The organism is Candidatus Arsenophonus triatominarum (assembly GCF_001640365.1).
GTDB lineage: Bacteria > Pseudomonadota > Gammaproteobacteria > Enterobacterales > Enterobacteriaceae > Arsenophonus > Arsenophonus triatominarum.
Window position 1 is genome coordinate 1 of the sequence record NZ_LWMI01000038.1, and the last position, 13,438, is coordinate 13,438.

Sequence of the window (13,438 nt, forward strand, 5' to 3'; positions counted from 1 at the left end):
AAAACAAAAGAAGAGAAAACAAGAAAAAAGAAAATATCCCCAATAGTTAATCCTGAAAGTAAATAATCGCTGATTATAGGAGTTGCTATCTCCAATAACCAGCTAATCCAAACCCTAGAATGATTAGGAGTCGGACTATGAGAAATAGTACCTTCCGTGTGCGCGTAATTGAAGCGCAAAATCAAATCATCGAGTTATTCGCTCGAACCTCACGCAATTTAACCCGTCGTCAGCGTGCACTAATTCTCAATAAAGTTGGGGGTGCGGCATGAAATACTTCAAAGCAACCATCATCACTAACGTTGACCACGAGAAGGGTAAGACAACAAATTTCATCTATCTTTCCTCTGAGACGAAAATAGCTGCCAAGAAATTGGCCTCTCAATATATCTTTGAGACTGACGGCGCAAACTGCTGTTTTTACAAATCGCCCAGATTGGAAGAAATTAGTATTTTGTGATTTTCGCGTGACTGTGTTCCCTTTAATTTCCGGTTATCTTCCGCTTCCTCGCCCGTTCGCTCGCGTTGCTCGGTCACTTGGCTGTGGCGAGCGGTGGGCGTTAAATTTTAAAAAGATTTTTTGGTTTTTTTTTAAAGAAAATCCGGTTTTTCCTTAACTCAGTCCGCTCACCGCAGGAGACGTTGAGGCGGAGCGCAGCTTGCGAGCACCGAACACCGTCGACGAGGAAGCGGAAGATCATCTTGAAATATAAAGTAAGCCTGAAACTCCGTGGTGAAAGACATAAGAAACGGGTAATTTTACTATGTTGTTTTTAAATGATTTTTTTATTCATATGTATCATGTGGTGAGACAGTTATGCATCATACCATGAGGTATAAAAATAATATCGTGATTATTGCTTGTAATTTATGAAACATGGTGTATCATAAATTAATAGATTTCTTCACAGGTGATTCGCATATGTCGCAAATACTAGCTGAGCGAAAAAATCCGCCTTTTATACAGCTTGCGGAGTCTAACATTAATGCTGTTAGGGCGTTGGTTCAGAGTAACCCAGTTGCCGCCGAAATTTTTTTATTTTTAAGTCAGTTTATGAACAGAAAAAACGCTGTAGTTTGCTCCTCTAAAGTTTTAGAGGAAGTAACAAAAAAAAGTAGAGCTACAGTATCTAGAGCTATAAGTGTTTTGAAAAATGATGGTTTTGTTAATGTTCTAAAATCTGGTCAAACAAATGTTTATATACTCAATCCACATGTCGTATGGAAGTCGTGGAGAACAAATAAAGCGTATTGCAAATTTGAGGGACCCATTTTACTTTCAAAAAGTGAAAATGAAAAAATTACAAAAGAAATGCTTCAATCAATAAATATTGATGAGTAATCGCTGATAGCAAGAGTTTTCCCCTCTTACTACCAGCTAACCCTAAACCTAGTATGAATAGGAGTAAGGCTAATGAAAAAGTCTACCTTCCGTGTGCTTGTCTGTGAAGCACCGAATCAAATAATAGAGTTATTCGCTCGAACCTCACGCAATTTAACCCGTCGTCAGCGTGCCCGAATTCTCCAGCGAGTTGGGGATGCGGCATGAAATACTTCAAAGCAACCATCATCACTAACGTTGACCACGAGAAGGGTAAGACAACAAATTTCATCTATCTTTCCTCTGAGATGAAAATAGCTGCCAAGAAATTGGCTTCTCAACATATCTTTGAGACTGACGGCGCAAATTGCTGTTTTCACAAATCGCCCAGATTGGAAGAAATTAGTATTTTGTGATTTTCGCGTGACTGTGTTCGCTTTAATTTCCGGTTATCTTCCGCTTCCTCGCCCGTTCGCTCGCGTTGCTCGGTCACTTGGCTGTGGCGAGCGGTGGGTGTTTTAATTTTAAGGATTTTTTGGATTATTTATTAATTTTCTTTCTAAGTTTAGCTTGCGAGCACCGAACAGCGGCGACGAGGAAGCGGAAGTTAGTTTGTAGCTATTGAGTTGTCTGCATCGTACGGAAAAAAACACAATTATAATATAAGATAAGAGCAATTTTGGTATTTAATATTAAATATCATATAGTTAATTAATTTTATTTTACTCTATTTGAGTATAAGTATTCTTTATATCAAGTAAAAGTGTTAATCATATAAAGTAAATGTATTACTTATATTAAGTAGAACTATTACTTATTTTACTTGAATTATCATATTATCTTTACTCAAAAAAAAGTAATATTATACTTGACATTTATTATTTTATTACTTAAATTTGAGTAATAAAATGAGTTTTTGGAGAGTAAAGGGTTGTCTAAAACTGTATTTAGAAGCGAAAAAAGTATAGTTGATACAGAAACTGGAGAGATAAAACGTCTTGAATCTATCAATACGGTTCGTCTTCCAGAAGAACCTCCGTATGTAAAACTATATCTAGACGATTTAGTTCGTATAAATGATCTTCCAAAGAGCACATCTAAAATACTTTATCAATTTGTTAGAAAAATGAATTATGACGGTCAAATTATTTTGAACGCTGCTGTTAAAAGAATGATTGCATCATTAATTAATGTAAAAGAGCAATCTATTTCAAACTCAATAACTTGTCTTATACAAAAAGATATTATGCAGCGAATAGATACAGGTATTTATGTACTTAATCCCACTTTGTTTGCAAAAGGGGCATGGGGAGATGTACGTAAATTAAGAGAAAAATATCTTGAATTAAAAGTTACTTATACTCCAGAAGGAAAAAGAATTTTAGCATCAAACTTAAAAGATTCAATTTAAATTAACACTGACTACAGGAAGGTCTAAGTTCCCGTAGCCAGCTAACCCTAAACCTAGGTTAAGTAGGAGTAAGGCTAATGAAAAAGTCTACCTTCCGCGTGCGCGTAATTGAAGCGCAAAATCAAATCATCGAGTTATTCGTTCGAACCTCACGCAATTTAACCCGTCGTCAGCGTGCCCGAATTCTCCAGCGAGTTGGGGGTGCGGCATGAAATACTTCAAAGCAACCATCATCACTAACGTTGACCACGAGAAGGGTAAGACAACAAATTTCATCTATCTTTCCTCTGAGACGAAAATAGCTGCCAAGAAATTGGCCTCTCAATATATCTTTGAGACTGACGGCGCAAACTGCTGTTTTTACAAATCGCCCAGATTGGAAGAAATTAGCGTTGAAGAGTATCTCGCTAATACCGAAAAACAGACGGATATTATCGAAAAACAGGGCATAGACCAGTTTTGCGCTTTACTCACGATATTTGGGGTTCAGGAAGAATACGACGAAGGCGAGATTCGCGATGCGGAGGATTTGTTGGCCAATCCATCAGAAGAGCCAGAGATTTTTGAGCAATATACCAATCTTCGTGAATTGTTGTCTGTGAAAATACAGGAAGCAGACAAAACTATCTCTTTAAGCGAAATCAAGGAAATAGCGATTCATCTTTTTGAGTGTGGAAAAAATAATGAGTTATCCACTAAATCTGTCGTTATGTCTGTGGAAAACGTGGGAGAAGCGGAAAAAAGCGAGGCGAATATAGTACCTGAAGAATTGGTTAATAATTACACAGAAGGGCAACAATTAATTAACTCAAAAGTCACAAACATAGACGACAACTCTATCTTCTCTGCTTTTCCTCCCGTTAACGGAAAAATCATGAGCGGTGAAAATATCACGCTTGAGATGTTGAACGGCTGTGTGGATGCGTTGAAACCCACAGAGAACTTGATTGTTCGCCGTTTGTCAAATAGCACCTATCACGCGGCAAACGGTTATTCGAGTACGCAAATTAGGTTGGTGCAAAAGGCAGAGACAATAGCTGTGCTGGATTGGGACAAGGACGCACCCGTTCAGGAAGGAAAAACAAGAGCGTTTTTGATTGGTGATGCGGTACATACGGCTATTCTTGAGCCGGAGAAATTTCCGCTAAGATATGTTTCTGCACCTGAGCTGGATTTGCGTACAAAGGATGGCAAAAAAACGCTATCCGATTTTGAGAAAAAAAATCTAACATTGGCAAGGGTTGTTTTAAAAAAGGAGGAATTTGAGGCAATCCAATTGATGCGTGATTCTGCGCTGGCTTACCCAATGGTTGAAGAGCTACTCGAAAACGGCGAACCAGAGGTTTCAATTTTCTATCGCACGGAAAAGGGGACGCTATTGAAAATTCGTCCTGATTTGTTGGGAATCTATTCAGATAAGCCTTTCTTGTTGGATGTGAAAACGACTGACAATTTTCAAGGTTTTGGGAAATCTGTTGATGAGTTTGGTTATCACATACAAGCGGAATTTTACCGTCTGATTGCTAATCAGGTATTTGGTCAAGCGATAGCTTTCACTTTCTGTGCAATTGGCAAAAACCCAGCTTATGGGCGTTTTCCTGTGAAACTTTGTGAACCCGACGACGAAGATAGCGAGCAGGGCGTATACGAAGTAAATCGTGTGATTGATATGCTAGAAAGCGTCATAGAAACCTACCCAATAGTCAAAATATCCCGTCCTTTCTGGGCAAAACAGGCGGATAGAAAACGCAGAGAAGCTTTGATGATGGAAGAGGGTGTAGCATGAATACCGGACTGGAAACCATGAACAACGTCTATGCCAATTTGCAATCGGTCATTACGCAGCAAGGCATAGCAGCCCTGTTACCTGCTCAGGTTACGCCTGAGCAGTTCACCCGAACCGCCGCAACCGCATTGATTGAAAATGCGGATTTGCAAAAAGCCGATAAGCAATCACTGGTGCTGGCCTTAACCCGTTGCGCCAAAGACGGACTTATGCCTGACGGACGAGAAGCTGCTCTGATTGTCCGTAGTACCAAAGTCAATAATCAATTTGTGAAAAAAGCCGTCTACATGCCGATGGTGGACGGTGTTATGAAACGTGCCCGTCAATCCGGTCAGGTAGCCAATATCATTGCAAAGGTTGTCTATTCACAAGATGAGTTTGAATATGTGATTGATGAAAACGGCGAGCATTTAACCCACCGTCCAGCGTTTTTTGATGGTGATGAGGTAGTAAAAGTCTATGCCTTCGCCAAACTCAATAGCGGTGAACTGGTTGTTGAAGTGATGAGTCGCGCTGACGTGGAAAAGATACGCGATACAGTGAAAAGCGCAAAAGACTACACAAGCCCTTGGGTGAAGTGGTTCGACAGAATGGCACTCAAGACAGTGATTCATCGCCTCGCTAGACGGCTTCCTTGCGCCTCTGAACTATTTTCGATGTTTGGGGTATACGAAGATGCAAATTCAACAGAAAAACCGCTCAGAATGGCTCCTACTTCGTTTAAACGGCTATCGATGAGGGATATTATCCGTGAGCGAAACGAAAAACTACGTCAAAAAGAAGAAACGGCGACAGATGTACAACCAGCAACTAATCCAAAATTGGACGCCGTATTAATCGCCCTCGACGATGCCACCGACGAAAAAAACCTTGCTGAAATCGTTGAGCATTGTACCCTGTTGTCCGCTGAGTTGTCTGAGGACGAAAAAATACAGCTTCGTGAAAAGATTAAGACTAGCAAAAAGCGGTTAATTCCAACCAACAAAGATAGCAATGTTTGGATGGCAAGACTGGCAAACGGTACGGGTGACGCTTGGCGATTTCGAGATGGTGAAATAGTCCACGGATTTTTCGAGGCTGAGAAAAAAGCCAAAGAGGTGGGCGCAGTATTGGAAAAACCGAGTCCTTACCGATTTAGTCCGAGTCATTAAAGTAAAAATGCCCCTGAGGTAAATAGGGGCGTTATTGCTAAAGCTGGATTATGATGTCTTAAATGTAATGATTAATATAGCGGGTTTGTTTGCCATAATTCAATCTGACGCGAGCAATTATTGAAGATATCCGATGAGTAAAAAATTCACCCCAACGCCCCATGATGCGGTATTTAAGCAGTTTTTAAGTGAAAAAGAGACCGCTAAAGATTTCTTTGATATCTGGCTACCGGATGAGATTAAGGCACTGTGTGACTTAGATAGCCTCAAAGTGGAATCTGGCTCATTTGTTGATAGTGAGATGAAAAACTACCAGAGTGATATCCTGTATTCTGTCAAAACAGAAAAGGGACAAGGTTATCTCTATCTGCTGATTGAACACCAATCAACCCCTGACAAGCTCATGGCATGGCGACTCATGCGCTACAGTATGGCTGCCATGCAAAAGCATTTAGAGGCTGGTCATAAAGAGTTGCCGCTGGTTTTTCCCATCCTGTTTTATTGCGGTGAGAAAAGCCCTCATCCGTATAGTACAGACTGGCTAGACTGCTTTAGTGGCAGAGATATTGCCGAAAAGATATACACCAAACCGTTTAAGCTAGTCGATGTCACCACGCTTGATGACGGTGAGATTATGCAACATAAGCGAATGGCGTTATTGGAGCTTATCCAAAAACACATTCGAAGACGGGATATGGCCGAGCTACTGAATAGTATTGTTAAACTGTTGTCGTATAATTATTATACTGATAATCAAGTTATTACTATGTTTAACTATCTAATCCAAGAAGGCAATGCTGAGCAACCAGCAAAGTTAATCAAAGAGATAGCCAGACAGACAGAGAAACATGAGGGGGCATTGATGAATATTGCACAAGGTATACGAGAAGAAGGCATACAACAAGGCATACAACAAGGTATGCAACAAGGCATACAACAAGGCATACAACAAGGTATGCAACAAGGCATACAACAAGGTATGCAACAAGGCATACAACAAGGTATGCAACAAGGCATACAACAAGGTATGCAACAAGGGAAAGTTGAGGGCGAAAAACAGGCTTCCATGAAGATAGCGCGCCAAATGCTCGAAAGTGGCATGGATAGACAATCGGTGATGAAATTTACGAGCTTAAATGATACTGAAATGAGCAACCTGTTTAAAGATTAAACCATGACAGAACGCCAAAATTTAAGCCTTAATCGTCCTAGAAAGCTTTCATCGGAAGAACATCACAAAAGTGACCTTGCTTACCGTAAAAAGGTCTGGGTAAAGGCTGCGTCAAAAAAACAGAAAAAAAACCTCATCCTTCGAAAGCCGTAAAACAGCAGCCCAAGCAGACGGTTGTTAAACCCAAACAGGAAGTGAAGGTTAAAACACCTAAATCACCCACACCGTCTAAAAAGCGATTACCGTTAAATGAGGCAATTTCACAAATTAGCACGTTTTGGCCTTATCTTTTCCCTGATGGCAAGCTGTGCCCAATGAAAATTGGCATCCAGCAGGATATGTGGCAAGAGGTGAAGGAAAAGGGCTTACCGATAGCGAGAAGGCGTTTAAGAGCCTGTTTGGGTAGTGTTGGTCATCACGCCGATTATCGCGCACTTATCCAGTTAGGCGCATTTCGTTATGACAAATCCGGTCAGATAGTTGGCGAGGTCACCCAAGCGGATGTTGAGGATAATTTGCAACGTTTAGCACGGCGAAATAAATCAACCAATTCTTTTCTGTCATGCTGATTTGGCGTTGGAAAGCTACTCAATCCGGTTTTTTCGGCCAGTCAATATCGGGTGCAGTTGAAACATCCGTACGGTTCACAAAAACCCGATATTTTTTCCAGGCTATCAGTCGTTTTTTCTCGTCTTCGGTGGCCATTTCTAAATCGACTGCATCTTGAAGGGGTGCAATTTCACGAGTGGCATCATATAATTTTTGTTGTTTGATGCCTTCTAATTTTTGTCTTTCTGCTAATTTTTCAGCTTCTGCATCCTTGACCCACTTTTCACCATCCCAAACATCATATTCGCTTTGAGGGGCTAATGATGTTAAATATTCCGGTACCTTACCTAATTTTTCAAGGGTGACAGATTGACGGCTTTTCGTATCAAACAAAACCAAACCGCGATGATCTTCCTGATATTCCCATTCCTGATTTTGTTCATTAAAAACAACAGCGAAACCTTCCTTTTTGTCAATTGGTTTTTTCTCAGTATGAAAAGGCAGTATGTCATGAGTTTCATCCGTGTAAGCATCGCAAGGACCCAGCAACTCATGTGTATCACTCGTGTAGGTATAGGCTTTAAAAATTCTAAACATTTTTGATTCCTTAACTGATTCTGTACCAGCCCATTAGCGTAATAAAAGCATTCGTTATATTAATTTCGCTACTACTTCCCGTCTTTCCCGTTGTACCTGAAACAGAATGGGTGTGTGCACCGATAGTAACAGTATGTGAGTGGTTCCCCGCTTGTGATGTATTTTGAGCCCTTGGTTTCCATTGATTAGGATTACCGTCATCGCCTCTTGCATTCCATGGGTCACGTACAACGCCTGCAAAATTATGTGCATGATTACCCGTTGCATTCGTATTTTTAGTACCATAATCATAGCTACTGGTTGTTGCTGAAAAAGTGTGCCCGTGAGCGGGTAATTGGGCTTCTGTCAGCTTAATAGCATCAGCGCCTCCGGTAGTGAATACATTAGAACCATCTGCTTTTGCTAAACGAATGGTTTTATTTTCACCAATGTATTGCCATTTTGTATTTGGAAATAAGGTATTGGGATTTTTATTTTGAGCAAACCAGACAACAATCCCTACCGGATAAATTCCGTCAATACTTACGGTTTTCGCCAAGTCATAAGCGGCTTTGACGGCTTTGGGTGTGGCGGCCAGCGTTTCATCATTGCTGTCAGTGGCGCTACTTAACCGTGTGAGACCGTGTTGAGTGAGCGACGCAACGAGGATAGCAAAAATAATCTGTGAACCATCGCAACGGATAACATTTCTGCCACTGGGCAGTACAACACCAGTCCCTGACAGGGGTTTACAGGTCAGGGTGAAATTCCCCTGACAGTGATTGGTGACAGTCCAGTTTCTTATCCATGGCGGGAAAATTACGGTGGTATCAGCAATAAGATTGCCACTGAAGACCAGTTCTTCTTTTGCGGCCTGTAAGGTAGTCAAGGTTATCGTGCCGGTTTCCAGTCCGGTTATACTGGTGATGCCGTAACTATTCACGGGTACCCACCCTGTTGCGGAGGCATCCAACACTTCCGGATTGGTCGTATTCCCGTCTATTGTATTTAGCCAAAAACCGTCATTCGTGGAATTGGGCACTTTCGCCCCCGCCGGATAACCACCAATCGCCGTGGCAAAATCGGCATCAAAAGGGTAACCCGCGCCCGCATTATGCCAACGATAGCCGGTGTATAGTTCGTTAAGTGCCTGATTCATGTCACGGCCATCAGGGGGCAAGCCGCCTGCGGCTTTAATCGTCATGGTAATGGGGGGAAAACCGGCATCATAAGAAGCCTGATTACTGCCGGTTGGCGTTTTCGCCGTTAAATCACGCCGTGAACCATTCGCCCCAAAGGGCACCGGTTTACGAGCGGGCAAGTCTGTTTTTTTCATAAAATACTCCAAAAAATTCTACTGGATGATTAACGTCCCGCCGTAAAAAACGTCCCCTCATTAAACGGATAGGCATCCTCGGCAAAGCCAAAGTAGGGGGCGACGACCTGATTGATATTCATCAGTACCCCAGAAGGTAACGGGGTGACCTCGCTGTTTCTCAATACTGACAATTCAAAGGGTTCTAGGGGAAAGGCGGTGGTAATACCAATAGTCATGTCACGATAATTCACACAAAACGCCTCGCCACGTTCCTTAAACAGAAAACGTAAGAAGCGATTGATTTCAGGAATAGTCGCAATACTGATGTTAGAAAACGCCTTGCTGAGTATCAGGCTTCGATAAGCGTTGTCCGCTAGCCGGATTTTTCTGGTTTCCTGCACACCCGCGTAATAAGGGGCATCACTGAACGGGGTGGGATAATCCGCTTTTCCTTCGTCTGCCTGCGCAAACCCAAACGCGCTGTTATCGACTTCCGCCGTGATGTAACGTGAAATGTTGACGATTTTCCCCCACATATCCAGACCAAAGCGGTTGCAGGTGGTGATATCCCACACTTCATCAAGAAACCGGTCAGTAAAATCCTCCAGACTCACCGCCTGCTCGAATGTTGCGATGACAGACAGCAATTTCTGGCTGGCACTGTACTGGTTTAGCACCGTTTTTTGCCAACTCATTTTAACTCCACGTGAATGTTATCGGCTTGCAAAACGGGGACTTGCGCCACGCCTGGTGTTAACGCAGACAGCCAGTTTTTGCCGTCTTGGGATATCATTACTGATACGACACTCACCGAATAAGGCTCAATCGCAATAATCGGCGCGTAGTATTTACCCACATTCAGGGTTGCCCCTATACCCGCACGTTGAATGCCTTCTACCTCGCCATTAAACACGCGAATAACTGTTTTTTTAACTTGCCCGGTAATGTCACAGGGAGGATTGAGACTTTTATCAATGTTGACGGAAAAATAGACGCTTAATGGGGTGGCTCGCTGCCACTGCATCACATATTGCGGGTAAGGCGGCGAGTAGTTCTCTTTATCATAAACAGTAAAGGTGGTATCCCCATTCATGTCCGCGCCAGGATTGTAATACTGGAAGATCGTCTCGGCGATATCGGTATCGTTGCCACCATTCACACAAATAAAAACGGAATGCGGTTTAACCGGATAAAGAGTCGTGCCGATAGTGACCGTCTCCCTTGTTCGGTTTGACCAGACATACGCATCCGTCACACCTTGGGTTTCCAGTAGGGCCGCTTTCATCGCACCATCGGTATTACGACCGTTGCGCGCCACTGATTGGCGGCGGCGTGTTTCAAAGGCAATGCGGGATTCTACCTGTGACCCGACACGGGCCGGTGTGTCATTGGTGATGGCGTCCCACCCTGAAACAGAGCTAAAAATTTGCGTTAATTCCCCCGTGGCGCAGGCGATGGGGCCATGCGTCGTGTTCTGGAAGGGGATTTTTACCGTGCCGCTGGCAGGGATGGTTGCTTCGCTCACTGAACGCCACAAATAACCGGCCTTATCCTGGGCGGTACTGCCTGCTGGGATACGGGTGCCGACTTTGCCCGTGCAGGTGGCCATGACAACGCTACCCTGACCAGGAATACGATTGAGAAAATAGATGCGCCCTATTCCATCCTGAAAGCGCCCGCTCGCAAAATCGGGGTTAATCTGGTTGAACAGGCATAATAATTTGTCGTAGACCTGCGCCAGTATTTCGGTCTCACTCTGGGCTATCTGTCCTTGGGGGGCGCTCAGTGATTGACTGGCATGGCCGCCCAATATGCCGACAAAATCCGTCAGCCGTCCGGCGAGCACGTCCGCGATATCCGGCACCGACACCCCGTTTTCGGTTATCGTGACATCAGGTACCGCGGTTTTCACTGTGGTCATAATATCACCTCCAATCGGTTATTCTCGTTATCCGTGACGCGAATGACACCGCGCAGTTTCCGACTGGCCTTATCCAGCCTGACGCTTGCTATTGCCTGGTTAACAACGGGCAGTTTTTCGGCCTCAACTTGTAGTTTTTGCGCAATAAATCCGGCAGTGGGTCGTCTTCCGAGGACTTCCTCCTTCCATGGAATGCCGAGTGAACGGTCAAAATAACATTCACCCATAAATACCAGACAGGCCGAGGCCACATCCTGGGCTACCGCGGCAGGGGTGGTCACTATTGCCAAATTGCCTTCACCGTCTAGCGTTAAATCCCACGCCTTATCCAGTTTTAGGGTGCAATAGGTCATAGCGTGTGCTCCGGTTTATCCGATGTGACACGGCTGCTGCCGCTTTCTACCCCGTTCACATGATGATAATGGCTGTTGTAAGCTTCCCGCAGCGCTTTGATGCTGGCCTGTTGCGTACCGACATTATCGGTGATGTCACCCGCCGCCGTGACATTTCCGGTAAAATGCGCTTGGGGCGTATCGAGGATCACCCCAGAAGGGGCCTTGATAGTGGCCTGCTGACAGTGGATTTCAATGTTTCCTGGACTGGTGATATTTATTCGGTTATCCGCAAATTCAATAAACTGGGTCGGTGGCATATTCAGCAGTCCACCCATGTAAATGCCGTCGGCGCGGTTGTGTCTACGGCGAGTAGACGGTAATGCGCTCTGGCGGGTTGCCCTGACACGGCGGGTATCACGGTCACAAATTAATAGGTGACCAATATCCCCCACGACCGGATTCATGATGAGGGCACTGTTCCCCCGTTGCAGGCGAAATACCGGAATGGCGTAAATTGGGGTACTCTCCATCAGGACACCCCGCGTATCAGGATAAGCCAGCAGGGGGCGGACATCCACCACCAGATTGGGCGCTTCACCGTGTAACGCAATCACCTGAACAATTTCACAAAAAAACAGCCGGCAAGAAGCTGACTGAAGGCATGCATAAAGGTGTTTGCATCATTACCGGATGCGTCACGGTTGTTTGTTTCTCTCATAAGCTTCAACACTCACTGCGTTACAGACACTGTGCCAGTTTCCCCTTGCACCCAGGAAGAAAGAAAGTGTTCGACACCCGTTAACAGGTAGAGACCACTGGCACCCGGTAACGACGTATCAAGCGATACCGATCGCCCAAATGCCAGCAAGGGGCTGTACTGTGTCTGAAAGGTTAATCCATTCGCGTTGTGGATCGGATACCCTATCAAGCCATTTTCCGCCGAAATCTTCGGCATAACCGCATCCCTTGTTTTCCCAGCAGGCCAAACATGGATGATTTTTCCCACCGGTTGAAATTCCAGCCGATGAGACAGGCAAATGGCGGCTATCTGAGCAAAAACACTGCCGGCGTAATACGGGTTGGATTCGGTTAAGCCGCCCAATAAATTGGGTTGAAACGTATAGCCGTTCTGCTGACATAACGAATCGAGTAAATCACTGACATTCACGACACCCGTGCGTGAAATCGGCGGAATGACTTTAGCACGGAGGTCACTGGCGGCCAGCGCTTGAATGACAAACGGAGATTCGGCATCGTATTCATATTGGCATAAGCAGATCTGACGGCGCCCTCGAATATCAAAATATCCCCACTATAGATAGCTATGTCAAATTGTCGTCCATCGAGCACCAGCGAACTGTAATCTTTTGGTGACAACATCCCGATGAGTTCTAAACTTAACCCATAGAGGCGCACTCTGCCTCAACGCCGCCGTATCCGCCGTAGCTATTGGTTCTGACAAAGGATTTAACGTTATCCAAGGTTAATTCTTCTATCTGGCCGTTGCCCGTATCCAGAGAGAACGCAAACTTAAGCGTTTTTTTGCTGTACATTTCCATCCTCGTAAAAAGAAACATCGACTCCCTAGACCGTGCCAACGCGGGTCTTCTTGCCCTTGGGTATCCACGAAGATAAATCACCGGTGAAGCCGAGCCAGGCATAGCGTACAAGGCGCGTGCCATGCAGACAGGGGACGCCCTGGACAACAGGTATTCCCTTTACCGTCAAATCCAGGTAGAGGGCACTTTCATGCTGCGTCAGCCGTAAAGTACATTCCTGGCCGTTAAGGGTGAGGTTGATACGTTGAGATTTTACGGGGGAAAGCATTATCGTGCTCACAATACGGCGCTTTGATTTTTTTCCACAGCGCACCGGATTCTGGCTGACGCTGCACTGATA

The 13,438-nt window shown here is 44.3% G+C and carries 17 protein-coding genes; 8 read left to right on the forward strand and 9 right to left on the reverse strand.

Annotation, left to right across the window (positions count from 1 at the left end; translation table 11 throughout):
* The first annotated feature begins 268 nt into the window (after positions 1-268).
* From AYJ55_RS20525 to AYJ55_RS20560, 8 genes are all read left to right on the forward strand, one after another.
* Positions 269-460: a hypothetical protein gene (locus AYJ55_RS20525; protein ID WP_063657758.1), complete on the forward strand. Its 192-nt coding sequence runs from the start codon at positions 269-271 to the stop codon at positions 458-460.
* A gap of 462 nt (positions 461-922) precedes the next feature.
* On the forward strand, positions 923-1,342 hold the full coding sequence (locus AYJ55_RS20530; protein WP_063657759.1) for a helix-turn-helix domain-containing protein: 420 nt from the start codon (positions 923-925) through the stop codon (positions 1,340-1,342).
* 203 nt (positions 1,343-1,545) lie between these two features.
* Complete coding sequence (locus tag AYJ55_RS20535; RefSeq protein ID WP_063657610.1) at positions 1,546-1,737, forward strand: hypothetical protein; 192 nt, start codon at positions 1,546-1,548, stop codon at positions 1,735-1,737.
* Positions 1,738-2,252: 515 nt separating this feature from the next.
* Positions 2,253-2,732, forward strand: a complete 480-nt coding sequence (locus AYJ55_RS20540) for a replication/maintenance protein RepL (RefSeq protein WP_063657609.1) — start codon at positions 2,253-2,255, stop codon at positions 2,730-2,732.
* Between the two features lie 208 nt (positions 2,733-2,940).
* Positions 2,941-4,518, forward strand: a complete 1,578-nt coding sequence (locus AYJ55_RS20545) for a PD-(D/E)XK nuclease-like domain-containing protein (RefSeq protein ID WP_063657760.1) — start codon at positions 2,941-2,943, stop codon at positions 4,516-4,518.
* Entirely contained in the window at positions 4,515-5,669 is a 1,155-nt protein-coding gene (locus tag AYJ55_RS20550; protein ID WP_063657606.1) for a recombinase RecT, read from the forward strand. Before AYJ55_RS20545 ends, AYJ55_RS20550 begins: the two co-directional genes overlap by 4 nt.
* Positions 5,670-5,802: 133 nt before the next feature.
* Positions 5,803-6,840: an Rpn family recombination-promoting nuclease/putative transposase gene (locus AYJ55_RS20555; protein ID WP_063657589.1), complete on the forward strand. Its 1,038-nt coding sequence runs from the start codon at positions 5,803-5,805 to the stop codon at positions 6,838-6,840.
* Positions 6,841-7,034: 194 nt separating this feature from the next.
* A complete protein-coding gene (locus AYJ55_RS20560) occupies positions 7,035-7,409 on the forward strand; it encodes a ProQ/FINO family protein (protein WP_063657588.1) in 375 nt (124 codons plus the stop codon).
* A gap of 19 nt (positions 7,410-7,428) precedes the next feature.
* Here the strand turns inward: AYJ55_RS20560 and AYJ55_RS20565 are convergent, their stop codons facing one another.
* From AYJ55_RS20565 to AYJ55_RS20605, 9 genes are all read right to left on the reverse strand, one after another.
* Positions 7,429-7,986 carry a tail fiber assembly protein gene (locus AYJ55_RS20565; RefSeq protein ID WP_063657587.1) on the reverse strand — a complete coding sequence of 186 codons (558 nt, stop codon included), beginning with the start codon at positions 7,984-7,986 and terminating at the stop codon, positions 7,429-7,431.
* A 10-nt stretch (positions 7,987-7,996) separates the two neighbouring features.
* Positions 7,997-9,301: a phage tail protein gene (locus tag AYJ55_RS29930; protein ID WP_162505732.1), complete on the reverse strand. Its 1,305-nt coding sequence runs from the start codon at positions 9,299-9,301 to the stop codon at positions 7,997-7,999.
* 29 nt (positions 9,302-9,330) lie between these two features.
* Positions 9,331-9,978, reverse strand: a complete 648-nt coding sequence (locus AYJ55_RS20575; protein ID WP_063657586.1) for a baseplate wedge 1 family protein — start codon at positions 9,976-9,978, stop codon at positions 9,331-9,333.
* Positions 9,975-11,204: a baseplate J/gp47 family protein gene (locus AYJ55_RS20580; RefSeq protein ID WP_063657585.1), complete on the reverse strand. Its 1,230-nt coding sequence runs from the start codon at positions 11,202-11,204 to the stop codon at positions 9,975-9,977. Before AYJ55_RS20580 ends, AYJ55_RS20575 begins: the two co-directional genes overlap by 4 nt.
* A complete protein-coding gene (locus AYJ55_RS20585; RefSeq protein WP_063656260.1) occupies positions 11,201-11,557 on the reverse strand; it encodes a contractile injection system sheath initiator in 357 nt (118 codons plus the stop codon). Before AYJ55_RS20585 ends, AYJ55_RS20580 begins: the two co-directional genes overlap by 4 nt.
* Complete coding sequence (locus AYJ55_RS20590; protein WP_245677488.1) at positions 11,554-12,069, reverse strand: phage baseplate protein; 516 nt, start codon at positions 12,067-12,069, stop codon at positions 11,554-11,556. Before AYJ55_RS20590 ends, AYJ55_RS20585 begins: the two co-directional genes overlap by 4 nt.
* Before the next feature lie 200 nt (positions 12,070-12,269).
* Complete coding sequence (locus AYJ55_RS20595; RefSeq protein ID WP_162505775.1) at positions 12,270-12,707, reverse strand: hypothetical protein; 438 nt, start codon at positions 12,705-12,707, stop codon at positions 12,270-12,272.
* A gap of 229 nt (positions 12,708-12,936) precedes the next feature.
* A complete protein-coding gene (locus AYJ55_RS31190; RefSeq protein WP_187153349.1) occupies positions 12,937-13,092 on the reverse strand; it encodes a hypothetical protein in 156 nt (51 codons plus the stop codon).
* A 31-nt stretch (positions 13,093-13,123) separates the two neighbouring features.
* Positions 13,124-13,438 (reverse strand): phage baseplate plug family protein (locus AYJ55_RS20605; protein ID WP_342668193.1); only part of this gene is annotated, 315 nt, incomplete at its 5' end.